General features: G+C 58.8%; 28 protein-coding genes. 13 read left to right on the top strand and 15 right to left on the bottom strand.

Annotated features, from left to right (window positions below):
* Positions 1 to 27 precede the first annotated feature (27 nt).
* Positions 28 to 519: a cupredoxin domain-containing protein gene (locus tag HU736_RS09040; RefSeq protein WP_186699542.1), complete on the top strand. Its 492-nt coding sequence runs from the start codon at positions 28 to 30 to the stop codon at positions 517 to 519.
* A gap of 66 nt (positions 520 to 585) precedes the next feature.
* Complete coding sequence (queF, locus tag HU736_RS09035) at positions 586 to 1,416, top strand: NADPH-dependent 7-cyano-7-deazaguanine reductase QueF (protein WP_186699539.1); 831 nt, start codon at positions 586 to 588, stop codon at positions 1,414 to 1,416.
* 46 nt (positions 1,417 to 1,462) lie between these two features.
* On the opposite strand, the gene HU736_RS09030 is transcribed toward queF, so the two are convergent.
* Together HU736_RS09030 and pcrP are read right to left on the bottom strand one after the other, a co-directional pair.
* Positions 1,463 to 1,726 carry a DUF4404 family protein gene (locus HU736_RS09030; RefSeq protein ID WP_101321164.1) on the bottom strand — a complete coding sequence of 88 codons (264 nt, stop codon included), beginning with the start codon at positions 1,724 to 1,726 and terminating at the stop codon, positions 1,463 to 1,465.
* Between the two features lie 122 nt (positions 1,727 to 1,848).
* On the bottom strand, positions 1,849 to 2,406 hold the full coding sequence (gene pcrP / locus HU736_RS09025; RefSeq protein ID WP_186699537.1) for an HAD superfamily inactivated hydrolase PcrP: 558 nt from the start codon (positions 2,404 to 2,406) through the stop codon (positions 1,849 to 1,851).
* A 190-nt stretch (positions 2,407 to 2,596) separates the two neighbouring features.
* On the opposite strand from pcrP, the gene HU736_RS09020 reads away from it, so the two are divergent.
* The 3 genes from HU736_RS09020 (at position 2,597) to rssC (ending at position 5,287) form a co-directional block, all read left to right on the top strand.
* Positions 2,597 to 3,304, top strand: a complete 708-nt coding sequence (locus HU736_RS09020; RefSeq protein WP_101321158.1) for an MlaA family lipoprotein — start codon at positions 2,597 to 2,599, stop codon at positions 3,302 to 3,304.
* Positions 3,305 to 3,623: 319 nt separating this feature from the next.
* Positions 3,624 to 4,808, top strand: a complete 1,185-nt coding sequence (gene rssB, locus HU736_RS09015) for a two-component system response regulator RssB (RefSeq protein WP_186699535.1) — start codon at positions 3,624 to 3,626, stop codon at positions 4,806 to 4,808.
* Positions 4,805 to 5,287, top strand: coding sequence for an anti-sigma factor antagonist RssC (gene rssC / locus HU736_RS09010; protein ID WP_101321154.1), 483 nt, complete (start codon positions 4,805 to 4,807; stop codon positions 5,285 to 5,287). Before rssB ends, rssC begins: the two co-directional genes overlap by 4 nt.
* Positions 5,288 to 5,321: 34 nt before the next feature.
* On the opposite strand, the gene HU736_RS09005 is transcribed toward rssC, so the two are convergent.
* The 3 genes from HU736_RS09005 to dusA all read right to left on the bottom strand — a co-directional run bounded on the left by HU736_RS09005 (position 5,322) and on the right by dusA (position 9,492).
* Entirely contained in the window at positions 5,322 to 7,199 is a 1,878-nt protein-coding gene (locus HU736_RS09005) for an alkaline phosphatase D family protein (protein WP_186699532.1), read from the bottom strand.
* Positions 7,200 to 7,301: 102 nt separating this feature from the next.
* Positions 7,302 to 8,228 carry a transaldolase gene (tal, locus tag HU736_RS09000; RefSeq protein ID WP_101321150.1) on the bottom strand — a complete coding sequence of 309 codons (927 nt, stop codon included), beginning with the start codon at positions 8,226 to 8,228 and terminating at the stop codon, positions 7,302 to 7,304.
* 244 nt (positions 8,229 to 8,472) lie between these two features.
* The gene (dusA, locus tag HU736_RS08995; protein ID WP_186699530.1) at positions 8,473 to 9,492 is read right to left on the bottom strand and encodes a tRNA dihydrouridine(20/20a) synthase DusA; all 1,020 of its coding nucleotides are present in this window, start codon (positions 9,490 to 9,492) and stop codon (positions 8,473 to 8,475) included.
* A gap of 57 nt (positions 9,493 to 9,549) precedes the next feature.
* Here dusA and HU736_RS08990 point away from each other — a divergent pair, with 57 nt between their 5' ends.
* Together HU736_RS08990 and HU736_RS08985 are read left to right on the top strand one after the other, a co-directional pair.
* On the top strand, positions 9,550 to 10,707 hold the full coding sequence (locus HU736_RS08990; protein ID WP_186699528.1) for a site-specific integrase: 1,158 nt from the start codon (positions 9,550 to 9,552) through the stop codon (positions 10,705 to 10,707).
* Between the two features lie 215 nt (positions 10,708 to 10,922).
* Positions 10,923 to 12,005, top strand: coding sequence for a hypothetical protein (locus tag HU736_RS08985; RefSeq protein ID WP_186699526.1), 1,083 nt, complete (start codon positions 10,923 to 10,925; stop codon positions 12,003 to 12,005).
* Between the two features lie 218 nt (positions 12,006 to 12,223).
* Here the strand turns inward: HU736_RS08985 and HU736_RS08980 are convergent, their stop codons facing one another.
* The 9 genes from HU736_RS08980 to HU736_RS08940 all read right to left on the bottom strand — a co-directional run bounded on the left by HU736_RS08980 (position 12,224) and on the right by HU736_RS08940 (position 17,582).
* Positions 12,224 to 12,499 carry a pyocin activator PrtN family protein gene (locus HU736_RS08980; protein WP_186699524.1) on the bottom strand — a complete coding sequence of 92 codons (276 nt, stop codon included), beginning with the start codon at positions 12,497 to 12,499 and terminating at the stop codon, positions 12,224 to 12,226.
* Positions 12,496 to 12,963: a hypothetical protein gene (locus HU736_RS08975; RefSeq protein WP_186699522.1), complete on the bottom strand. Its 468-nt coding sequence runs from the start codon at positions 12,961 to 12,963 to the stop codon at positions 12,496 to 12,498. Before HU736_RS08975 ends, HU736_RS08980 begins: the two co-directional genes overlap by 4 nt.
* Positions 12,964 to 13,144: 181 nt before the next feature.
* Positions 13,145 to 13,423, bottom strand: a complete 279-nt coding sequence (locus HU736_RS08970; RefSeq protein ID WP_186699520.1) for a hypothetical protein — start codon at positions 13,421 to 13,423, stop codon at positions 13,145 to 13,147.
* Between the two features lie 207 nt (positions 13,424 to 13,630).
* Positions 13,631 to 15,310: a DNA cytosine methyltransferase gene (locus HU736_RS08965; protein WP_186699518.1), complete on the bottom strand. Its 1,680-nt coding sequence runs from the start codon at positions 15,308 to 15,310 to the stop codon at positions 13,631 to 13,633.
* The gene (locus tag HU736_RS08960) at positions 15,307 to 15,753 is read right to left on the bottom strand and encodes a hypothetical protein (protein WP_186699516.1); all 447 of its coding nucleotides are present in this window, start codon (positions 15,751 to 15,753) and stop codon (positions 15,307 to 15,309) included. The genes HU736_RS08965 and HU736_RS08960 overlap by 4 nt, the downstream gene beginning before the upstream one ends.
* Positions 15,754 to 15,837: 84 nt before the next feature.
* On the bottom strand, positions 15,838 to 16,074 hold the full coding sequence (locus HU736_RS08955) for a pyocin activator PrtN family protein (protein ID WP_186699514.1): 237 nt from the start codon (positions 16,072 to 16,074) through the stop codon (positions 15,838 to 15,840).
* Entirely contained in the window at positions 16,071 to 16,580 is a 510-nt protein-coding gene (locus tag HU736_RS08950) for a hypothetical protein (protein WP_186699512.1), read from the bottom strand. The genes HU736_RS08955 and HU736_RS08950 overlap by 4 nt, the downstream gene beginning before the upstream one ends.
* Positions 16,577 to 16,741 carry a hypothetical protein gene (locus tag HU736_RS08945; RefSeq protein ID WP_186699510.1) on the bottom strand — a complete coding sequence of 55 codons (165 nt, stop codon included), beginning with the start codon at positions 16,739 to 16,741 and terminating at the stop codon, positions 16,577 to 16,579. Before HU736_RS08945 ends, HU736_RS08950 begins: the two co-directional genes overlap by 4 nt.
* A 136-nt stretch (positions 16,742 to 16,877) precedes the next feature.
* Complete coding sequence (locus HU736_RS08940; protein WP_186699508.1) at positions 16,878 to 17,582, bottom strand: XRE family transcriptional regulator; 705 nt, start codon at positions 17,580 to 17,582, stop codon at positions 16,878 to 16,880.
* A gap of 97 nt (positions 17,583 to 17,679) precedes the next feature.
* Here HU736_RS08940 and HU736_RS08935 point away from each other — a divergent pair, with 97 nt between their 5' ends.
* The 5 genes from HU736_RS08935 to HU736_RS08915 all read left to right on the top strand — a co-directional run bounded on the left by HU736_RS08935 (position 17,680) and on the right by HU736_RS08915 (position 22,276).
* Entirely contained in the window at positions 17,680 to 17,904 is a 225-nt protein-coding gene (locus tag HU736_RS08935; protein WP_186699506.1) for a transcriptional regulator, read from the top strand.
* A 126-nt stretch (positions 17,905 to 18,030) separates the two neighbouring features.
* Positions 18,031 to 18,519, top strand: coding sequence for a phage regulatory CII family protein (locus HU736_RS08930; protein WP_186699504.1), 489 nt, complete (start codon positions 18,031 to 18,033; stop codon positions 18,517 to 18,519).
* Positions 18,512 to 18,724 carry a TraR/DksA C4-type zinc finger protein gene (locus HU736_RS08925; protein ID WP_186699503.1) on the top strand — a complete coding sequence of 71 codons (213 nt, stop codon included), beginning with the start codon at positions 18,512 to 18,514 and terminating at the stop codon, positions 18,722 to 18,724. The genes HU736_RS08930 and HU736_RS08925 overlap by 8 nt, the downstream gene beginning before the upstream one ends.
* Positions 18,721 to 21,486, top strand: a complete 2,766-nt coding sequence (locus HU736_RS08920; RefSeq protein ID WP_186699500.1) for a bifunctional DNA primase/polymerase — start codon at positions 18,721 to 18,723, stop codon at positions 21,484 to 21,486. The genes HU736_RS08925 and HU736_RS08920 overlap by 4 nt, the downstream gene beginning before the upstream one ends.
* Before the next feature lie 328 nt (positions 21,487 to 21,814).
* A complete protein-coding gene (locus HU736_RS08915; RefSeq protein WP_186699498.1) occupies positions 21,815 to 22,276 on the top strand; it encodes a hypothetical protein in 462 nt (153 codons plus the stop codon).
* A gap of 127 nt (positions 22,277 to 22,403) precedes the next feature.
* Here HU736_RS08915 and HU736_RS08910 read toward each other — a convergent pair whose 3' ends face one another.
* On the bottom strand, positions 22,404 to 22,766 hold the full coding sequence (locus HU736_RS08910; protein WP_186699496.1) for a hypothetical protein: 363 nt from the start codon (positions 22,764 to 22,766) through the stop codon (positions 22,404 to 22,406).
* A gap of 52 nt (positions 22,767 to 22,818) precedes the next feature.
* Between HU736_RS08910 and HU736_RS08905 the strand changes: the two genes are divergently transcribed.
* On the top strand, positions 22,819 to 23,166 hold the full coding sequence (locus HU736_RS08905) for a phage holin family protein (RefSeq protein ID WP_186699494.1): 348 nt from the start codon (positions 22,819 to 22,821) through the stop codon (positions 23,164 to 23,166).
* Positions 23,167 to 23,234 lie beyond the last annotated feature (68 nt).

Below are 23,234 nucleotides of genomic sequence, written 5' to 3'. Positions count from 1 at the left end.
GACATTGCCGTCATTATCGGAGTAGATATGAAACACCTGTTCATCGCTGCTGCCTTCGCGCTGTTCAGCACGTCGGGCTGGGCTGACGCCGAGCACACCAGCTTCGCTTTCGGTGAGCCAGCGCCAGCGGCCAAGGCCACTCGCACGGTTGAGGTGGTGCTCAAGGACATCGCCTTTGAGCCCAGCAGTTTGCAGGTCAAGGCCGGCGAGACCGTGCGTTTTGTGCTGATCAACCAGGGCCAGTTGCCCCACGAGTTCAATCTGGGCGACAAGGCCATGCACGCAGAGCATCAGAAACAGATGGTGGCGATGCAGGGCAAACTGTTCAGCGGGGGCATGAATCACAGCCAGATGGGCCATGGTGAACACGGCCACGACAGCGGCAACACCGTGCTGCTGCAGCCCGGCCAGCGCGGCGAGCTGACCTGGACCTTCCGTAGCGCTGCGCCGATCGAGTTTGCCTGCAACGTGCCGGGGCATTATCAGGCCGGGATGGTCGGGCCGCTGACCATCGAGTGAGTTCGGACCCAAGGCGGGCTGCAAAACCGGTAAACTGGGCGCATCCGTTTTTTCCAGGTCCTGACCATGCATCCCGCTGCCGAAGACTCTCCGCTGGGTAAATCCAGTGAATACATTTCAACCTACACCCCGTCGCTGCTGTTCCCGATTCCGCGCCTGGCCAAGTGGGACGAGCTTGGTGTCAGTGGCGACGCCCTGCCGTGGCAGGGCGTTGATTACTGGAACTGCTTTGAGCTGTCCTGGCTGTTGCCGTCCGGCAAGCCGGTGGTGGCCATCGGTGAGTTCGCCATCCCGGCACAGTCACCGAATATCATCGAATCGAAGTCGTTCAAGCTGTACCTCAACTCGCTTAACCAGACGGCCTTTGCCAGCAGCGCTGAGCTGCAGGCTTGCCTGGAGAAAGACTTGTCTGCCGCTGCGGGCGCGCCGGTGACGGTGCGCGTGCGCAGCCTGGCAGAAGTGCAGGATGAAGGTGTAGTGGCATTGCCTGGGGTGTGCATTGACGAACTCGATGTCGCGATCAGCAACTACGAGCAACCGCAGCCGCAACTGTTGCAGTGCGATTCAACCCAAGTAGTGGAAGAGACGGTGCACAGCCACCTGCTCAAGTCCAATTGCCCGGTGACCGGCCAGCCTGACTGGGGCACGGTGGTAGTCAAGTACAAGGGCCTGGCGCTGGATCACGCCAGCTTGCTGACGTATCTGGTGAGCTTCCGCCAGCACGCTGACTTCCATGAGCAGTGTGTCGAGCGGATCTATCTGGACCTCAAGCGCTTGCTGCAGCCTGAGCACCTGACGGTGTACGCGCGGTATGTGCGTCGCGGTGGGCTGGATATCAACCCGTACCGCAGCAACGGGCCGATCAGCCCGCAAAACCTGCGTCTGGTTCGGCAGTAATAGTTGGCCGACGGGGCATCTGAGTGCCGCGTCGGCCCCGCCTGATTCAGATGCCCATGCTGTGCAAGCTGTTGGCGATGTTGCGCAGCGTGGCGGTGAGGTCGGGGTGGGCCACCTCGAAGCGCTCGACGGCGAGGTTGACGCCGTCGACCAGGTTGGTGTCCTGGGTGGCTTCTTCCAGTTTGATCTGCGCCTCGATCTGTTGCATCAGGCTGTGCAGGTTGTCGCGCTCTTCCAGCGTGAGCGGCGGGTTGCGATCCAGTTGATCGCGCAGGCTATCGAGCTGCTCTTGCAATTCGCGGGCAGGCATCAGGTGTTCTCCCTCTATGACTTGGCAAAGCATGGACCTCGGCCATTGGGCAAAGGTTCGCGCATGCCTCAAGCGTAATCCACTCGCCACGGCTTTGCATGATCCGCATCAAGCCGCCTGTATCAGGGTTTTTCACCTTTGCGGCGGCGTTGGGCGATATCCGCCAGGCACGGTTGTAGCGCTTCCAGATGATCGATCACCGAATGCGCGCCGAGCCTGAACAGCTCCAGGGTGGCCTTGCCGCGATTCGCTTGCTGGGCTTGGGCGGTCATCGCCTGCCAGCGCTTCGCCGAGGCCTCGCAGCGGGGGCTGCATGCCGCCAGGCCGATAGTCCACAAACCGGCTTTGAGCGCAGATTCAAGCAAGCGCGGATCACCGCTGACCAGCACGCTGCCATCGAGCTTCGCGCTGTTGAGCTGCATCAGCGCCTGCCAGCAGGCATTCGGTGCCGGCCAGGGCAGGGAAGGGGTCGAATGCCCCGGCAGCCAGCTCGGCAGCACCCTGGTCAATGACCCGCCGGTGCCGGGCTCATCCAGCCAGATGCAAGGCACCTGCTGGCTATGCAGGTCAGCCAGCATGGCCAGCGCGCCAGGCGCTGGCGCAGACACGTCATTGGCGGTTTCCACCAGGCAGCCACGCAGCCCGAAAAGCACAGCGGTGAAGGCGGGTGCGTCGTGCATGGCAACTTCCCTGAAAATAGTCAGACTAAGTAGCGACTGTTACATGTAGATGACGTAGCAACAGTTACTGACAAAATGTTGAGCAATACTCAGCAAAGCTGTTTATCAGCCGTCGACGCTTTATACTGTCGCCCAAACTCAGCAGAGCAAACGCGCATCTGCGACCGTGAATCTTGATGGAGAAACATCTATGCATAGGATCGGCGCCAGTGTGATCGAGCGAATCACCCAGGCCTGTGTCTGCGCCAGTCTGTTGCTGGCGCCCGTGGCTGCTACGCAGGCAGCTACCGAAGAAGATCCCTGGGAGGCGGTCAACCGGCCGATCTTCCGGTTCAACGATACGATCGACACCTATGCATTCAAGCCGTTGGCCCAAGGCTACCAGGCGATCACCCCGCAGTTCGTCGAAGACGGCATTCACAACGTCTTCCGCAACATCGGCGATGTCACCAACCTGGCCAACAATATTCTGCAGCTCAAGCCCCACGCTGCTGGCGTAGACACCGCCCGCTTGATCGTCAACACCACCTTCGGTATTGGCGGCTTGTTCGATGTGGGTACCCGCATGGGCCTGCAGCGCAACGACGAAGACTTCGGTCAGACCCTCGGTTACTGGGGCGTCGCCAGTGGCCCTTACGTGGTCATTCCGCTGCTCGGCCCGAGCACCGTGCGTGACGGCCTGGCCAAGTACCCGGACAGCTACACCAAGCCGTACCGCTACATCGATCATGTACCGACCCGCAACACTACGCTGGGGGTAGACCTGGTTGACACCCGTGCCAGCCTGCTCTCGGCTGAAAAGCTGATCAGTGGCGACAAGTACGTGTTCATCCGCAACGCCTACCTGCAGAACCGCGAGTTCAAGGTCAAGGATGGCGAAGTCGAAGACGACTTCTGAATCCGGGTAGCTGGGGCTGCAAAGCAGCCCCAAAGCTGGGCCCGCAACGGGCCTTGCAACCATCCATCGGGTTACCTCAAACACATTTCTTATAACTACCAGCAATTTGCCAAACGCTGTGTAATCAAGCCGACTCGCGCATGCTTGAAACCCCCGGCGGATGGGAGTACCGTCTGCGCCTGACAGGGCACCTCTGCTGTTGCCGGACAAGAGTTCTTGTCCTACAACTCTATAGGTAGAGCAGCCAAACAGTATTCCAGTAGTGATAGGCGCAATTGCGACGATCCTACGCAAACCTAATCCGGCGCCGTTCGCCCACATGCAGAAAACCAGTGCAACGCTGCTGATTATCGATGACGACGACGTGGTCCGTGCGAGCCTCGCCGCGTATCTCGAAGACAGCGGCTTTAGCGTCCTCCAGGCCGGCAATGGCCAGCAGGGGCTTCAGGTCTTCGAACAACACCAGCCCGATCTCGTGATCTGCGATCTGCGCATGCCGCAGATGGGCGGCCTTGAGTTGATCCGTCGGATCAGCGAAGTGGCCCCGCAGTTGCCGGTGATCGTGGTGTCGGGTGCCGGTGTCATGAGCGACGCTGTCGAGGCTCTGCGCCTGGGCGCCGACGATTACCTGATAAAGCCGCTCGAGGACCTGGCAGTGCTGGAGCACTCGGTGCACCGTGCGCTTGACCGCTCGCGCCTGCTGGTCGAAAACCAGCGCTATCGCGACAAACTGGAAACCGCCAATCGCGAGCTCGAGGCCAGCCTGCACCTGCTGCAGGAAGACCAGACCGCAGGGCGCCAGGTGCAGATGAACATGCTGCCCGAGAGCCCGTGGGTAGCCGGCGAGTTCTCCTTCGAGCACCAGATCATCCCGTCGCTGTACCTGTCGGGCGACTTTGCCGACTACTTCCGCGTGGATGAGCGGCGTATCGCGTTCTACCTGGCCGATGTATCCGGCCATGGTGCTTCATCGGCGTTCGTGACCGTACTGCTGAAATTCATGACCACCCGCCTGATGTTCGAATTCAAGCGTGGCGGCAAGATGCGCGATTTCAAGCCTTCGGAAGTGCTCAGTCACATCAACCGTGGCCTGATCAACTGCAAGCTGGGCAAGCATGTGACCATGGTCGGTGGCGTCATCGACGAAGACACCGGCCTTTTGACCTACGCCGTCGGCGGCCACCTGCCAATGCCGGTGCTGTATACCCCGGAGCACACGCGCTACCTCGAAGGCCGCGGCTTGCCGGTGGGGTTGTTCGAAGAGGCCACCTATCAGGATCTGGTGGTCGAGTTGCCCGCGCAGTTCAGCCTCAGCCTGATGTCGGACGGTATTCTGGACCTTTTGCCCGGTAACACGCTCAAAGATAAAGAGGCTGCGTTGCCGGAGGTCGTCAAAGCAGCAGGGGGTAGCCTGGATGGGCTGCGCCAACGTTTCGGATTGGCTACGCTTGGGGAGATGCCGGATGATATCGCCCTATTGGTGTTAAGCAGGAACCTTCAATGAGTACCGGTAGAATCCAGTTCGCCGAGCAAAGCGGTACCTTTGTACTGAAGTTTGTCGGTGAAGTACGCCTGACCTTGTGTTCGGCTTTGGATGCGACGATCGAGAAAATCTTCACTGCGCTGAATTTCTCGGCCATCGTCATCGATCTGACCGAAACCGAAAGCATCGACAGCACCACCCTTGGGCTGTTGGCCAAATTGTCCATTCTGTCCCGGCAGAAGGTGGGTCTGTTGCCGACCGTGGTCACCACCAATCCGGATATCTCGCGCTTGCTGCAGTCGATGGGCTTCGATCAGGTGTTCAACATTGTGGGTCGGCCGATCCCCTGCCCAGAGTGCCTGACCGACCTGCCGTCGCAAGACCAGAGCGAAGAGGTTGTACGCTCCAAGGTGCTTGAGGCACACCGCATCCTCATGGGCCTGAACGACTCCAATCGTGAAGCCTTCCATGACCTGGTCAGCGCGCTCGAGCGCTCCTGAGCCTCGACTGCGGTGAACTGATCAGCGCAGCCGCTCACTGATCGCGCAAGAACTCATTAGCCTCTGAGCCATCCGCATTGAGCTGGAACACTCGCTCCGGCTGGCCGTCAGCGGTGAAAAATACCTGCCCCAGCCCCGCGCTGTTCCACACCCGCTCGCCGGCCTTGCTGCGGCTCGGCAGGCGTGGTGCGACTTCCATCAGGCGCCGTTTGGTAAACCAGTTCAGGGGCGAGCGCGGCGAATACAGCCAGCGGTTGAGCCGATCGAGCACATCCAGCAAACGCTGCGGAAATTGGTTCTTGATGCCGCTGCTGGTGACCTGCCACAGGTGCGGGTTGTGCTGGCGATGGCGGATCATCACTTCATAGACAAACGAATAATGCACGTCGCCTGACAGCACCACGTAATGCCCCGGGGTGCGCGAGTGGCGGAAGATATTCAGGATGACCTGCGCCGCGCCGCGGTGCGCCATCCAGTTTTCAGCGTCGACCAGCAGCGGATAACCCAGCCAGCTGAACACCCGCTGCACCGCCTCGATCAGCTTGACGCCGAAGATCGGCGCCGGTGACACGATGATCGCCGAAGGGTGGTCAAGCAATGCCTGCTGCAGCTCGCACAGCGCTTCCCAGTCGAGCAGGCCAGAAGGCTTGCTCAGGCTGTTCTCGCTACGCCAGCGCCGGGTGCGGGTGTCCAGCACCACTAGCGGCGGGGTGGTCGGCAGGCTGAACTGCCAGCCCTGAAAGCGCAGCAGCTCGCCAATCAGTGCATCCTGCGCTTGCTTGGCCAGATGTTGCTCGGCCAGGCTGCAGTACTGTTCCAGCAGTGGCGTGCAACTGTCCGGGTCGTTGCCCCAGCCCTGGCAGAGCAGGTAGCCGAGCAGGGCGTTGCCGATGATCCGCCGCGAGAACGGATGGCCATAAGCGGTCTCTTCCCACTGCGCCGACAGGTTCCAGTCATCGGTGATGTCGTGGTCATCGAAAATCATCAGGCACGGCAAGTGCGCCATGACCCGAGCGACCTGACCGAGCCCTGCGGCAAAGCCCTCGATCAGCGGCAGCTCTTCCTGATAGCGCGCCTGGCGCTTGTCGGTCAGCCCCGCCGGCATGTCCATCTGCACCAGGCTCCAAGGCGTTGGTGACCACACCAGCAGGTACATCGCCATCACCTCGGCGAAGGTCACCAGATGGTTGTCAGCGTTGCTGGAGGAGAAAATCGGCTTGCGCTTGCCGCCAAAGAAGCGCTCACGCAGGGTCTCGTTACCTTCCTGTGCGGGCAGCAGATCGGCGCGGTGGTAATAACAGGCAGGGTGGCCGTAGAGCTCGGCGCTGTCAGCGACCAGCGCACCTTCCAGGCTTTCCTCGAACAACCCCAAGCGCTCGATCAAACTGTGAATCGCACGCAGCATCGGCCCGGCGACATCGTCGGCGTAAACCTGGTCGCCGGTCATCATCAGTACCGCAGGCCGCTGCTCCGGATTTGGGTTCGCTTGCAGCAAACGGTCGGCGCAGAGCAGGCCATCGGCCGCCGGGTGATGAGGCTTGCGGCAGGAGCCATGCAGCAGTTGGTCGATGCGCTCACGCAGCACCAGGCTCGGTCGGCTGGCGCCCGGGTAGAGCAGGTGCGGCGCCCAGCTGGCAATGCCTTCGCCCGAATCGAGCAGCAAGTCGTATTCGAGGGTCACGTCAAACGGCAGCGCGGTGTCGAAACGGATATCCAGCAGGTGGATAAAAGCCGACCTGCCGATGGGCACGGTCTGGCAATTAATTTGAGCAGTGACACCGGGGTGTTCAAGGACGAAGTCCAGCTGCAGCGGTTGCGATCCAACCAGCCAGATCGCCAGGCGCTGAGGCTCCAGACGGCGCAGTACCGGGCCAGCGAGGACAAGGGGTAACGATTCGGGGGAGGGCGTCATCGACAACTCAACAGCTCGGTCAAGCCGGGGATTATCTCACAGGCAAAAAAACGGCGGAAAATGCTCGGCATTTCCCGCCTGTTGCTTACGCGCAGATTTGTATCAAGCCTTGTCGGCCATCAGCGCTTCCAGCTTCTCCTGATCGCGGGCGAACTGGCGAATACCCTCGGCCAGCTTCTCGGTGGCCATGGCGTCCTCGTTCATCGCCCAGCGGAACTGGCTTTCGTTCAGCTGCTGCTTGGCTTCACCGGCATTGCCAGGCTTGAGGATGCGCGGCAGCTCGCCGTGGTCTTCGCTCAACTGCTGCAGCAGCTCAGGGCTGATGGTCAGCCGGTCGCAGCCGGCCAGATGCTCGATTTGGCCGATATTGCGGAAGCTCGCGCCCATCACCACGGTGTTGTAGCCGTTGGTTTTGTAGTAGTCGTAGATACGGGTTACCGACTGCACGCCCGGATCGTCAGCGCCGACATATTCTTTGCCGGTGCTCTTCTTGTACCAGTCGTAGATACGCCCAACGAATGGCGAAATCAGGAATACCCCAGCGTCGGCACAGGCCTGCGCCTGAGCGAAGGAGAACAGCAGGGTCAGGTTGGTCTGGATGCCTTCCTTCTCCAGCTTCTCGGCAGCACGGATACCTTCCCAGGTCGACGCCAGCTTGATCAGCACCCGATCACGGCCAACACCGGCTGCGTCATACAGCGCAATCAGTTGGCGCGCCTTGGCCAGCAGCGCATCTTCGTCAAACGACAAGCGCGCATCGACCTCGGTCGAAATCCGCCCCGGGATGACTTTAAGGATCCCGCTACCTACCGCCACCGAGAACTTGTCACAGGCAAGGCCAACATCGCCTTTGGCATCCGCCTTCACCTGCTTGAGCAAGTCGGCATAGCCAGCAATACCAGCAGCCTTGAGCAATAGCGAAGGGTTGGTGGTGGCATCTTCCGGCTGCAGCCGGGTGATGGCATCCAGATCGCCAGTGTCGGCGACCACGGTGGTGAACTGCTTGAGTTGTTCCAGCTTGGAAGTCATGGCGTGCTCTGTCCTGTGCAATGGCTCGACATTACCCGAGCCCGGAGCAGCGCTCAAGGGGCGTCAGGGCAGGCCGAGCATGCCCCTCGTGAAATAGCGCGAAACCTTGATCAGGCAGGGCTAAACACGAGGGACGGCGGGTTAGCTCAGGGGCCGACGGCGAACCGCAGCCCCAGCGCTGAAGAAAGTGTGCACATTCGAGTCGTAGCCGTGCTCAGGGTTCCATCCATTCCCGCCCGACGGTTCAACGGCCCTGCAGCAGCTCGGCCGCCTGATCCAGCACCGCCAGCGGTTGGTCGGTCTTGTGGATGTCTGCAGACAGCAACTGACGGAACCGCCGCGCTCCCGGGAAGCCCTGGCCGAGGCCGAGAATATGCCGAGTGATGTGATGCATCGCGCCGCCGCTTTCGATGTGCGCGACGATGTAAGGCCGCAGGCGCACCATCGCCTCGCTGCGGGTGACTACCGGCGCGGTGCTGCCAAACAACTGTTGGTCGACCTCGGCCAGCAAGTACGGGTTGTGATAGGCCTCGCGGCCGAGCATCACACCATCGAACGTCTGCAGATGAGTGCGGCATTCATCCAGCGTCTTGATGCCGCCGTTGAGGATGATTTCCAGGTCGGGGAAGTCAGCCTTGAGCTGCGCGGCAACGTCATAGCGCAGCGGCGGGATATCGCGGTTTTCCTTGGGCGAGAGGCCCTCGAGAATCGCGATCCGCGCGTGTACGGTAAAGCTGCGGCAGCCGGCGTCACGCACCTGGCCAACGAAGTCGCACAGCTCGGCGTAGCTATCGCGGCCGTTGATGCCGATCCGGTGCTTGACCGTGATCGGCGTCGAAACCGCATCGCGCATTGCCTTGACGCAATCGGCGACCAACGCCGGATGGGCCATCAGGCAGGCGCCGATCATGTTGTTCTGCACCCGGTCGCTTGGGCAGCCGACGTTGAGGTTGACCTCATCGTAGCCTGCTGCCTGCGCGAGTTTTGCGCATGCGGCCAGGTCGGTCGGGTTGCTGCCGCCGAGCTGCAAGGCGAGCGGGTGCTCGGAGACGTCATGGCGTAGGAAACGGTCGGCGTCGTTGTGCAGCAGAGCGCCGGTGGTGACCATTTCGGTGTAGAGCAGGGTGTGCTGGGAGAGCAGGCGCAGGAAGTACCGGCAGTGGCGGTCGGTCCAGTCCATCATCGGTGCGACGCTGAACCGGCGGGACGGCTCAGGACGCGTGGTTTGTGGCTTTGAGGCTGTTTTGTCAGTGTTTGCGTTCAACGTGTTTCGTACCGATTTTCGGGGGTTTTAAGGCGTTTTTACCAAGCGCTTGGTACAATGTACCAACTGACCAACGACGTGTACCAATTTCCTATGGCAACGATCAGACCGCGCAAGAAAGCCGATGGCACCACCAGCTACACCGCTCAGATTCGCATCAACCGCGACAAGGTCACAGTCTACCAAGAGAGCCAGACCTTCGTACGTAAACAGGCAGCGGTGGCCTGGGTAAAGCGACGAGAGACTGAGCTATCAGTACCTGGTGCCATAGAACGGGCCAATCGTTGTGGTCACGCCATAAAAGACATGATTGATCGCTATCTGATTGAAGCCGAGAAAGCCCGGCCGCTGGGTAAGACGAAGCGGCAGACCCTGCTGGCCATCAAGAACAGTTACCTCGGCGAGGTGGTCGACTCCGATATCTCTCAGCAGGTGTTGGTGGACTACGCCCTGTGGCGTATGAGCACTGAAGGCGGGGGAATCAAGCCGCAGACAGCCGGCAATGATCTGGCTCACCTTGGCTCAGTATTGTCGCTGGCCAGGGCGGCCTGGGAGTACGAGATCAACCCTCAAGCCATGCCTGACGCACGGTTGGTACTGAAGCGGCTCGGCTACAATATGAAAAGTCGGGAGCGGGATCGCCGGCCTACCCTTGAAGAGTTGGATAAGGTGCTCGAGCATTTCTTCGAGATGCTTGCACGTCGTCCCACTGTGATTCACATGCCGAAAGTCGTGGCATTTGCGATCTTCTCTACACGCCGTATGGACGAGATCGCCCGCATCAGGTGGGAGGATCTAGATGAGCATCGCCAGGCGGTGAAAGTGCGTGACATGAAAAATCCAGGGCAGAAGATTGGCAACGATGTTTGGTGCCATCTGCCAGATGAGGCGTGGGCGATTGTTCAAAGCATGCCTCGTCAGTGCGCTGAGATCTTCCCCTACAACACCGATTCAATTGGTACGGCCTGGTCCAGGGCGTGCAAGGTGGTTGGTGTGGAGGATTTACACTTTCATGATCTGCGCCATGAAGGTGTGAGCAGGTTGTTCGAAATGGATTGGGATATCCCCAGAGTCTCGAGTGTTTCCGGGCATCGTGACTGGAACTCATTGCGGCGTTATACCCATCTCCGTGGTCGCGATGATCGGTATAAGGGCTGGAGGTGGTTAGAGCAGATTACCCGCGCGCCAGTTACACTCGGCGCTCGGATATCGTAATTGACAGGGGAGTGCGCAGGATTCCCTCTCTTAAGATTGCTTGTACGATTCCTCCACATCCGGGTTGAGTGGCGCACCGGCTGGTTACGATGCGAAGCGACCAGTGGTTAAGGGCTGCGCTCAGACCTTAGCGACCAGGCAGGTTAAAAGCGAATTTTCCAATAGAAATACTATAAACCCATAAAATATAAGCTGAATATCATGAGGGGCTTCACTTGTCGAGATTACTATCGTGCAACAATATCTCGGACTTCACTACGGTTCGTGTTGGTGACTCTGTAGATGGACAAATCGTCGATGCGCTCGTGCTAAATGGTAGTAATTATATTATTTTTGAAGGTGGTGGTTGCTTGCAGTACTTGTCGGCTAATAACAATAGCGCTATGGTCGCAAAATTAAGTCAGCTTGAGCTGCTCAGGGCTAGATCTTTTGATGAGTTTGGAAATATCTATATTGATTCCCTGAGGAGTAATGTCGTCGCAGTCTTGTCGAGAATTTTTGCTACTAGCTGCTTAAGTGAGGCAGACCAATTAAGCGTCGATGCGGAGCTTGATAGGTTGTCCTCGCGCATAGATGTTCTTCCAAGGCCGGAATTAATAATCGCTACGAATAATGACTTCACTGTATATATTGATCATGATAAGCAAGTGAAGCATCGGGTGAGGAATTTACAGCTCTACAACTCGGATATCCTTGACGAGTTTTATAAGTTGCGAGCGTGGGGGGCGGTCGCGGTTCATTCGAAAAAAACTGACTTCTTAAACTTAAAACTTGCAACATGCCTAACCGTTGGCTTGAGATCCAAATTAAAAGGTGATGATGTCGATACCTGTCAGATTTTCAATCCGGTTTCTATGTACATTGCAAAGGCGGCAAATAGTGTTGCGGCTTATTATCTCGTGCTTTTTGTTGCGATTGCATCGCTCGTTGTCATGCTGGGTTCAGGAGTAATTTACTACTTTTACTCGACCGCCCTTACGCTCAATCTTAATTTGTTCTTAATTGGTTTGTTTGGTGGGGTGTGTGGCGCAGTAATATCAGTGCTTCAGCGCGCACAAAAACTGCAAGTCAGTCTCTATGAGCACAATGGAACGGTAGTTCTTCAAGGGCTAGTTCGAGTTGGGCTCGGTTGTGCATTCGGCGTTATTGCTTTAATCGCATGCAAGGCAGGCTTGTTTCTGAATTTTATGAATGAAAGTAATAGTCGGCTGCTAGTGTTGGCACTTATTGCTGGCTTCAGCGAAAGGCTTGTACCTGACTTCATCGAAAACACAAGCAATGAAAAATCTAGCAGATAGAAAGCTGGCAACCCAATCGGGTGTCATAAAGGTATTAGTCCTAGTAATGGCTGGGTCGAGTACAATTATTTACGGTCGTCTGTTTTTGACCGATGGCCGCCTATTGTAGGCGACCATCGACGCATTAAGGAGAGAACCGAAGTTGACTGGCCGGATCTGAGTGCAATGGGAGCAGTTGGCTAGGTAAAACGTGTATCGAGAGCGCTGCAGTTTCCCTGTTAGCCTGCCCGAAGCGTTCGATTCAGTTGCGCACACTCTTTGCGTGCAGCTTCCCGCTGTTGATCTAAATAGAGAGCCAGATCGGCAATGTGGATGCCTCGAGCGCTCTTCTGGCTCGGTTCAAGTCGGGTGATGGGCAGCTTTATCTCGCCTGCCAGCACTTTTCGTTGGAACACCAGCGGAGTTAGGTGCGTGAAGTAATCGGCGCACACTTGCTCGAGCGAGATGATTGCCAGACCGTTGTATTGCGCCATCAGTACGAAGGCCGTGTTCATGCTGACCTCACTCCTCCACCATTTTTGCTGTTGATCTCATCCAGCAGTGCGCGCGCATCCTCAGCCAAGGTCCAGCCTTTTTCTGCATTTTCTTCGCAGTATGTATTGGATGCCTCGGCTTCTGCGTACGGGACCAGGGTTTCGATCACCTGAATCAGCTGCTGTACATCGTCAGAATTGATGCTCTTGAAGGGCTGATTGGTGAGGTCGGGCTTGCAGCCCTCCGCTTTGTCGAGGCTGTGGCAAGACGCTACGCCGGCGCAGGGGAGGCCGGATAGCTGGATGTTGCTGTCGGGCTTACAGCCCTCGGCGTTCACCAGGCGGTGGCGCTCGATTTCGGCGATCAGGCCTAGCACCGTCTCTGGCGGCACAGCGATGCCGTAATCGTTCAGTGCCACGGCGTCGTACTGGTTCGCGGCGGCGGCAGTGGCGAGCGCCTTCAATTTCGAGAGGTCGATGGTCATGCCGTGGTCCTCCGGCTGATGATGAAGCCAGCTGCTTGGCGGATCTTGGAGCATTTATCGTGGCCGCCACGGCGGGTACGTGACTTGCCACATACATCGCAAATTGCGGACATTGCTGGCCTTACCAGCGGCTGGAAGCCTTTAGGCAATCGGGTTGCCGGGTGATAGGTCGGTGTGATGTTCACAGCGAGTACCTCTCATGGGCGCGGCGCGCGTTCGGGCTCAGCGCCAGATGCTCGTAGCCGGACATTTTGTTAACAGTCGGTAACGTGCCAGTGGCCGACCGAGTGGCTGTGGTGGCGTGGCGCAATTGGATCAGCGTCGCGATCATGGCGCCGGCCAATACCAGGCTGATGAGCTGCCAAATGCGTTCTGGTTTACACATCGCGGCGTCCCTCGATCTGCATTTGGACAAGGGCTCGCGCGTATGCAAAGAGTTGGTCTGCAGATACGGGCTCAAGGCATTGCTCGCCGTTTTGAACGGCTTCTAGGCGAGTGCGGTAAAGCCCGGCCGGGCCTAGCCACGCGGCGGCGCTCTGTTCGGCGTCCGACACTGGGCAGTCGTGGTTTTTGGGGCGGGGGCCTTGGTGGTCTCGACTGCATTTTCTGCAGTGATGCAGCCCGCCGTCATAACCCTCGGATGCGTACCAATTGTGGGGATGCATGCTCATGCGGCCTCCCGCTGAGCCACGCTCAGGCCAACGGCAACTGGGCGCACCCAAATCGGCATGCTGCTCAACACGAAGGTTTCGCCCTGGGCGACCAGCAGCAGGGTGGTGCCCATCACATCGGCTACGGCCTCGGCAGCAGCTGGTGGGACGGCATTGCCGATCCGTTCGCGCCATGCTTGGTCGCTCAAGCCGTCCAGCTCCAGTTGCTCCTCGGGTTCAACGAGGCTCTGGATGGCGGCAAGCTCGAAGGTGGTGAAAGGACGGTGCCATGTTCCGTCCAGCGACTCGATGACGCAGGTCAGGCGGTCATTCGCTGCGGGCAGGCGCGGGTCGGCTACGCTCCAGCGACCATTGTCATGCATAGCGCTTGCAGACACGGCCCCGGCTGGGCCGCCCCACGGCACCACGCCGTAATGACCGCCTGTAAGGTATGCGTCACCCTTGGTGCGCCGCATGCCTGGCCGAGGATCTTGCACTGCAAATGCGCCTTGACCTGTGGTACTCCCGGCGATGACGGTGCCTGCGGCGCTGCCATAAGGCGTGACCTGGTACTTGCCGAAGCCTGCACCGCTGCGTCGTGGGTCGGCAACGCTGAACGTGCCTTGTCCTGGGCTCTTGACCCCGATCACTGCGCCGCTGGTGTCCTGCCAGCGCCGTACGCCGTACTGCTGATACTGAAGTGCGCCAGTCTTGGCGCGGGGATCGGCTACTGAGAACGATCCGTTCATTGGCCGACTCGCGCCGGCGACAACACCACACGAATCCTGCCATTGATTCACGCCCAAGACGCCCCGGTGATACTCCGGCACGATGATCAGGTCGCGCAGGTAGCCGTCCTCGATTGCGAGGTCGTTCAGGCTTCGCCAGTCCTTGCCCGCTTCGACGAGCGCGAGGCGTACCCAGGTCTTCCACTGCAGTGCAGGTACTCGGTGCATTGGGCCTGCGGCCTCAATATCTCCGGCGAGCGGCATGCGGCCGAGGATGTCCCCCACAGCCCGTAGAGACTTCTGCTCAGGTTCGTAGAGGAAAGCCGGGACCTTCTCGACATGGCGGCCGACCAATAGGAAGCGCTTACGGCTCTGTGCCAGATTACCGATCCGACCGCAGTCGTGGGTGGTCTCAGCAACTGCGTAGCCAAAGCTGGACAGCAGGCTGTTGATCTGGTCGAGCAGGTGGCGGCCACGGGTGGCGAGGCGTGGGACGTTCTCGAAAACCAGCAGTGGTACCGGGTCATCTGCCCAGGCTTCGCAGAACAGCCAGATGCAGCGTAGTGTCAGCTCGTTCAGTGCCTGATACTTCGGGGTCAGGCTCATCGTCTCGGACAGCAGGCCGCTTGCTCCCTTGCATGGAGAGCTGATGAAAACGGCATCGGGGCGCTGTCCGCCGGCAGCACGTCGGATGTCCTCCGGCGTGGCCTCCCGCCAACCCGGGGGCGGCTCCTTGCCGTGGAACCGGATGTACTGGTCGCGGGTGAACAGATCGATCAGCGTGCCCTTCACACCGGACAAGCGTTCGAAGTCAGCCAGCCCGGCTGGATCAACGTCGACGCCCCCAATGCACTGCCAGTCAGCCTGCAGGTTGCCGACGATGGGCTTGGAGCGGTTGAACCCCTTGGCGCCACCGCCTAGGCCACAGCACATATGGAAATGCTTGAGCAAGTGCTTGCGAGGACTCATGCCACTGTCTCCTGTCGCTGCACGAGCTTCATGGCCGTGCCGGCGGGACTCAGTGCAGTCGCAATGACCAGCGCCTTTCCACGTAGTCGGATGGCGTCACGCTCAAGTTTCTTACCCGTTTTGAAGGCGCTCCACGTCTCTGCAGCTACACGCAGGGTTTCCGCGATCTCCAGCAGTGTTTGTCGGTGATTGACCTGGAGTACCTGGGCGTCTGCAGGATTCTTGGCGTGCTTCGCTACGTGTGTATTGTCTGCGCGTAATAGCTCCAGCGACTGCCTCGCCTCCTTAAGCTGCAGGTTCAGGGTTTGGTCGCTGTACACCTTTCCTGCCTCGAAGCCAAGGGCGTAAGCGCGGCGGCGTGCCGTGGCGATAAGGAAGGGGAGAATGGTCAGGGTCACCAGCCAGATAACCCCGGCGGCGAGTGCGTACTGGTGCGGTTGCATGTGCTGTGCTCCGTTAAGCCCGGCAACGCTGTGTGAGAGGGCGTCGGCGGGCGAATTTCCCCCTGTTGGCCGGGGGCGCCTGGATCAGGCTGAATGCTGCGCTTGTGCGTCGAGGTAGTCAGCGAGGTGATGCAGGTAAATCACGTGCTGAGCCTTCGCCGAGTTGTGCAGCTTCTTCAGCGGTAGGTCGATTACGCCTTTCTGGATCAGCTCCCTGAACCGGCGATCCGATCTGATATGGGGGAAGTACTGCTCCCTCACTGCGGTGAGCGTCGGGCAGGGCGTCGTCCACTGAGCACGCAGTTGTTCCAGCGTGTTCATGCGCACTCCTCGAACCCCTCCTGGTAAATCCAGAGCTTCGCGCGAACATTCTCAGCGAGGTGTTCCTTGCTTGATCCGGTCGCGGCCGCGCAGACCTCTCCATCGTCATTGGTGACAACGGCGCCATAGGGGAGCCTAGGGTTGGTGGTATTGATGACGTAGGCGATCTGGCCAGCTTGGATCACCTCGTCCACCGACTCCTGCGCTTCGATCAGGGCGATAGCTTCTTCTGATAGAGATCCCGACTCGGCTCGGCCATTGGCCAAGTCCTGCAGGAAGTCACGTAAGGACTGATATTTGGTCGATGGATCGCGGGCCAGTGTGATCGAGCTGGCAAGCGGCCCGAGGCTCACCTTGATGTGGTGAGTCTCCTCGTCGTTTTCCACACTGATGTTGGCTTCTAAGCATGTCTCGGGCCGGCGCAGTTGGCAGCTGGCCGTACCGCCATGTTCGAGGGTGTTCTGAAGCAGCATCACCTGACGGAGTGAAATGTTGTAGTCGCTCATACCGCACCCCCGGAGCATGGAATGGCATGTGCTTTTCCTGTGTTGGAGACGACAACCTGCAGGCCGGTGTTCTGCTGAAACGCCCGGATCTTGGTCAGACTGCTGCAGGTCGTGGGGTGGATCAAGACCACTCCCGGCTCTTTGTACTGTGCTGATTTCATGTTCCGTGTCCTTTGAGTGAGAGGGTGACACGGAGCTAAATTAGCAAAAGCTAATTGCATGATCAATAGCAAATGCTAATTCATTTGGGCGTGGCTGTTCCCCAGCCAGAGCCGGTAGAGCACAGCGCGAAGGGAATTACAGCTTCTTGGCGTTCCAGGCGAGCAGAACCCGCGCTTGAATGTGCATACGATCGATCATCGACTCATCAATGACAATTGGCGGGTAAATGGGGTTGTCCGAGATCATTCGAAGCTGGCCGCCAGTCAGTCGCTGGAGGCGTTTGATGTACAGATCACCGTCCAATGTGAAGACGTAGATCGCGTCTGTCTTGACTTCGGTAATCCCGCGATCCACCAGCAGCGCATCACCATCCGCGAATGTCGCCGACATGCTATCGCCGTCACCGGTAATGATCGCGAGGTTATCGAGCTTGGAAAACGTCAGGCCCTGCAACCTGAGCCAGTCGAGATGAACCGTCATGTCGCGGATGACTTCAATGTACATGCTGGGGGCTACCTTGCCTGACCCCATTGACGCCGCAATGTCGAGATGCGGAATCAACACGTAATTCTTGTCCTTGGCCAATCGGGTTGGCAGGCGAACCACGTTGTCTGGGGCTTTAGTTGAGGACTCCTCCGAGGGAGGAGATGTCAGCGTCCCTGCCGGGAGCCCGATCTTGAGCTCCAGATTCAACGCAGCCTTTTCCCCCAGCTTCCGATGGCCGTTCAACAGTTGTGATAGGTACGACGCGTCCAGGTCATGCGCCTCGGCGAATTCCTTTTGGCTCAAGGCACCCATGATCTTGCGGAGGGAGGCGATACGCCTTTCGTTGATATCCATGCGGTGATGATTGCTTTCCGTTAGCAAACAGTAAATTACAAGATGCTATTGCGTTGATAATTAGCAATTGCTAATCTTGCCGCCATTGGAGGTGTCTATGACGCTTAGCGAATGCTTGAAAACGATGAACAAGGAGGGGCTAGAGGCTTTCGCGCATCGCTGTGGAACGTCGGTTGGCCAACTGAAACAGGTGGCTTACGGCAACCGACGCGCTAGCGCAGGTCTTGCTGTTTGTCTGGATCGAGAAACGGGAGGGGTGATTCGTTGTGAAACGCTTCGACCAGACATCGACTGGGCGTATTTGAGACAGGGGAAACAATAGGTGCTGGACTGGGGCCTCTCACCTCCCCAGTCCAGCTACGACGACGCACAGCACAGTACGGTCGTGGTTGTAGGATAGGTCTTACCCTGTCCCGTGACTACACCGTTAATCGAGGTTTAACGGTTTATGAGTCGCATCGACACTTTACCGGACTCAGGTCCGGCCCTTTCCCTGCGCCATGCGCTTTACCGCGCAGGGCGCGAATACAGAGGCGGCATCACCACTCTGGCGTTTGACATGGGCATGGACTTGGATGCCCTACAAAAGAAGCTCAAGCATGATGAAGAGCGGCGCTGGTTGAACCCAGACGAGCTTGAAGAAGTGTTGCAGTGGACCTCTGACAAGCGTGTGCTGGATGCGTTGGGCAGGGCGGCAGGGGTGGTCTGGTACCGTCCGCAGCCCGTACCCGCGACCAACGAGCAGTTGAAGGCGGTTGCTCATCTACTCGAGGAAGCCGCTCAGTTCGTCAGCAGCATGCATGAAGGCGCAGCGGACAACGTATGGGAGCGGCACGAAGTCCAGAGACTGGAAGCGTGCGGCCTGGACGTGATCCGGCAGGTACTCGCGATTACTGCGGGTGCCCGCAATGCCATGGAGGATCAGGTCAATGGCTAACGTTCCTGATCCGCTCGACATGGCCGCTGAGCAATCCGAGTACTTCCTGCAGATGGCTCTGCAGCGCCATACCCAACGCCCGATCAAAGCCAGCGCTCAGTTCTGCGAGGACTGCGACGATGCTATCCCGCTGCTGCGTCAGCAACTCGTCCAAGGCTGCGAAACCTGTATCAGTTGCCAAGAGCTGAGGGAGCGGCGCAGATGACCGACCGCCCTACACCAACAATGGCCGAGTGGGCGCGGCGCTATGTCGACGCTTTCGGTCTCGCGCTGGTACCTATTGAACCGGGCGAGAAGGCACCCAAAGGCAGCGGTTGGAACAAGCCGGGTGGCTACTTCACTGACGCCGCCGAGGCCGAGGGCTTCTGGCAGCAGCACCCGAGCCATAACCTGGGCGTTGTGCTGGGGCCGAGCCGGGTCTGTTCGCTGGATGTTGATGATGTCCCGCTGACTCGGTTGGCCCTGCAGCAGACGCTGGGTCTGGACGTTGACGCCCTCGCGGCTGCGTATCCGACGGCAGTGGGCAACCCTCTGCGCTTTCGCATCCTGTTCAGGGTGCCGGCAGGCGTTGAACTGAGTCGCCACTCGTTGGTGTGGCCTAACCAGAATGACCCTGACGGCAAGATCTACAAAGGTTTGATGGTCCAGGTCAAAGCAGCTAAGGATGATGGTGATGCCGCCCGAGAGGCGGCGTTTCGCATGGCGGCAGAGCCGTTCAAGAAAATCACCGTCTTCGAGCTGCGCGGCGGTCTGGTGCAGGACGTCCTACCACCTTCGATTCACCCCGACACTGGCAAACCTTACACTTGGCGCAATCCACCCTCAGCAGAAGGCCTCCCGGAATTACCCGCTGAACTCCTGGCCATTTGGCAGGGGTGGGATGCGTTCAAGCAGCAGGCCGACGCGGTTTGCCCGTGGCGACCTCAGCCAGTCGTGCCTGCAGCTCGTGCACCTGAGCGCTCAAAGCCCATGCTGGTCCGATCCGGGCAGCCGTTGCCCGAGGTGATCCCGGAATTCAATCGCCGGCACGACATTGCCACATTGATCGAGGCGCATGGGTATCAGCGGATCGATGGCAAGTGGCTCTCCCCGCAGAGCAGCAGTGGCCTGCCTGGCGTCACCATCAGCGATGGCAAGTTGTACTCGCACCACAGCTCTGATCCGCTGGGCAACGGCCACAAGAATGACGCATTCGACGTCTACTGCATCTTGGTGCATGACGGTGATCGCCGGGTGGCTACCCGAGAGGCGGCGCGGATTCTCGGCATCGATGCGAAGTCGCGGCCACCCACACCGCCGCCGCAAGGTGAGCTTCCCCATGACCCATCAATCGATGAGCCAGCAGACGCGGCGACGGACCCGGCTGGTGAAGTCGATGAGCTTCCCCGTACCCCATCGGACGAAGCAGCGGCCAGCTCGGCCGGCTCCTCGGCCTCAGGGGGTGAGGGGGCGGATGGATTGGTGTTGAAAGCTGCGCTGCGGCGGTTCGCGTTGGTTGAAGGCTCAACCAACGTGTGGGACCTCGACAAGGCGCAGTCGATGAAGCGGGCCGGGTTTGAAGCGCTGGTGGGCAAGCCTCTGGCGAAGCAGTGGATTGATCGCACCGACAAAAAGCTGGTGTCCCTCGATCAGGTCAAAGAGCTGGAGCAGGTAAAGCGCCTGGCAGCGAAAAAGGGCGGGGCGCTCAAGCTGGACCCCATCGAGCGGTATGTCTACATCGACGGCACCAAGGATGTGTGGGACCGGGAAAAGAAGCGGCGGATTCCCGAGGGCGCGGTGAAGATGGCCTTGGGCGATGAGTACAAGTGGTGGTTGAACAGCCAGGACCGACGTGTGGTAGATGTCGACCATATCGTCTTCGACCCGACCATGACCAAAGACCCAGCCGTGTACATCAACACGTTTGAGGGTTTGCCGCTCGAGCCTGTTCGCAACGACGGGGCGTGCGAGAACCTGCGCTGGCTGATCAGCTTTTTGTGCAACCACGATGCCGAGGCGCTGGACTGGCTGATCAAGTGGCTGGCCTACCCGTTGCAGAACATGGGCGCGAAGATGGATACCGCGGTGCTGTTCCATTCCACGATGGAAGGCTCGGGCAAAAGCCTGATGTTTGCCGATGTTATCGGGGAGCTCTACGGCCAGTACGGTGCGACGGTCGGACAGACGCAGCTTGAGGGCAACTTCAACGCCTGGCAGAGCAGGAAGCTGTGGGCGGTCTTTGAGGAAGTGGTCAGTCGCGACCAGCGCTACAACCAGGTGGGCAAGATCAAGCACATGATCACCGGCAAGACGGTGCGTATGGAATCGAAGTTCATCAACGGCTGGGAAGAAGCCAACCACATGAACTCGGCGTTCCTCAGCAACGAGATCATGCCCTGGCCGATCAGCGAAGACGACCGCCGCATGCTGGTCATGTGGCCTTTGGAGACGCTGCCGCCTGACCGGCAGAAGGCGATCAGTAAAGAGCTGGCCAATGGCGGCGTTGCGGCGCTGTACGGCTGGTTGTTGGAAGTTGACCTAGGCGAGTTCAACCAGCGCACTCGACCACCCAAGACTGAGGCGCGGCAACGACTGGTGGAGCTGAGCCGCACAGCCTGGCAGACCTTCTTCTACCTGTGGCGCGCTGGCGAGCTTGGCAACGGCCTGTGGGGCTGCGCCCTGACCACGGACATCTACGCGATGTTCATCGAGTGGTGCTCGCACAATCGGGAGAATGCTATGAGCCAAACAAAATTCTCGTTGATGGTGAGTGCCAAGGTTGAGAAGACGCGGGCCATCCCGTGGACTGATGGCAATCAAAGGCGGTTCGCTGCGTTCTTTTTTCCGAGCGATGGCGATCCTTCCCTGCCCCCATCCATGAAGTCGGCCGAGCTGGGCAAGAACGTCGTCGAGTGGCGCGCCAGGGCAAAGCTGGCTGGGTGGAACGTGGATGGCTGGGACCATGTGAAAAGGGTGCTTGCAGCATGACTACATCAATAAGTGTGTTGGGTGTGTTGGGTTTGTGTCGGGTTCGGTTGGCCAACTCAACACATCCAGAAGTCCCGGAATCACTGGCTTGGCGGCAATGTGTGTTGGGTGTGTTGGGTTTTTTCGCGCGCGCGCGCATGCGCGTGAATTCTCAACCCTCCATCACTGCCAGAAAAAAACTCTATGCGAGGACTGAAATACCCAACAAACCCAACACACTCAACACACTTTTTATTAATACATTGATTTCATTGGTTTTTAATTGTGTTGGGTTTGTGTTGGGTTGGCTGAATATGTGTTGGGTTGCGGTTTGCGGGGTATTTGACTCATGAAAAAGGATGTTGATGACCTCATGCGCCATTGGGCCGAGCAGCGGGCACGCTTTGGCCTGGAGGCCGGCGTGGGTAGCCAGATGGGCACGATCATGCAGTGGAAAGGCGCTGCCCCTCGCGGCGGTGCTACTGGGTCCAGTATCCCGGCAGGTGGTTTAGGTATGGATCGCGCCGCCGCCGAAGTCGACGCTGCGGTTGCTGAGCTGGAGCGCCGTGATGATCGGGGTGAGGTATTGGCACGGTTGGCCAGATTTCGCTACCTGCATGGTGCTCCCATTCGCGAGCAGATGAGGGAAGTGGGCTTGGCGGAGGATGCTGAGCGCACCTACTGGAACTGGCTTGATGCGCTGCACCTGCAGGTGGTCAGGATCATCATTGCGCGTTCCGGGCCGTATCGAAGCAATACCGTTCGTCGGGTCGGAATGCGCCGTGGCTGCGCCGAGGGTGCGCCGAAGTAGCGTCGTGGCGGCGAACCGAAAATAGCCTCTGTTCGGTTTTGCAGTTAGCCGGTAAAAAGGCGCCACGATATGAAAAGTGCGCTTGGTCCCTTCCTCAAAAAGCCCCGAATACCGGGGCTTCACTCTGTTAGGTCTGTGAGTGAATAGGGTATTTTTTGTCCCGTGCCTGTTTCGCCCACAGCGCTGCCACAAGTAAGGCGGCGAACGTATAAAACATCCCATTCCATCCAGTCATGAGGAGAACGAGGATGTCTTTGCGTGAAGGTGCAGATTCCATCTGTCCAAATTGATAAACCTCCCACCAGTTCACTAGCCCCGCGCCGAACGCCACTCCCACGGTCAGACTCTTGACTGAGTTAGAGCACAGAGAAATTAGCGTCTGTTTGAGCTTTTCGCGCTCATCTGCGGTGGTCCTGATCCACGTGACCCATCCGCTGAGAATTGCAGCCACAGATCCCACTGTGGCGAGGATGTTATTAAAGTATTCCATACAGCCCCTTTAACTTGTGCGATTGATCTCAATCGACATCTTGGAGCGATTCATGACCCATGAGCAACAGACGTTAATCGAGATGCCTATTTGGATGGTAATTATCATGTCCCTTGTCGGTGGTGTGTCTGGAGAAATGTGGCGAGCAGATAAAGCAGGTGTAAGTGGTTGGTCCTTAGTTCGTCGGATCGTCCTACGGTCAGGAGCATGCGTCGTTTGTGGATTGTCGACCATCTTGCTCCTCTACTCGGCGGGTATGTCTATTTGGTCTGCTGGAGCCATCGGATGCTTAACAGCGATGGCCGGTGCAGATGTCGCTATCGGTTTATACGAACGATGGGCAGCCAAGCGGCTGGGTCTTTGCGAAGTACCACCACAGAACGGTGAGAATGGGAGATGACCGCTAAGAATCGGTGCCGATCACTTCGGAAAAGGCAGGGGACCCTGGCGATATGGCCGGGTTACGGG

It is taken from the genome of Pseudomonas shirazensis (assembly GCF_014268785.2).
GTDB classification, from domain to species: domain Bacteria; phylum Pseudomonadota; class Gammaproteobacteria; order Pseudomonadales; family Pseudomonadaceae; genus Aquipseudomonas; species Aquipseudomonas shirazensis.
The sequence above is the reverse complement of the archived record's forward strand: the minus strand, read 5'-3'. Positions and strand labels throughout refer to the sequence as shown.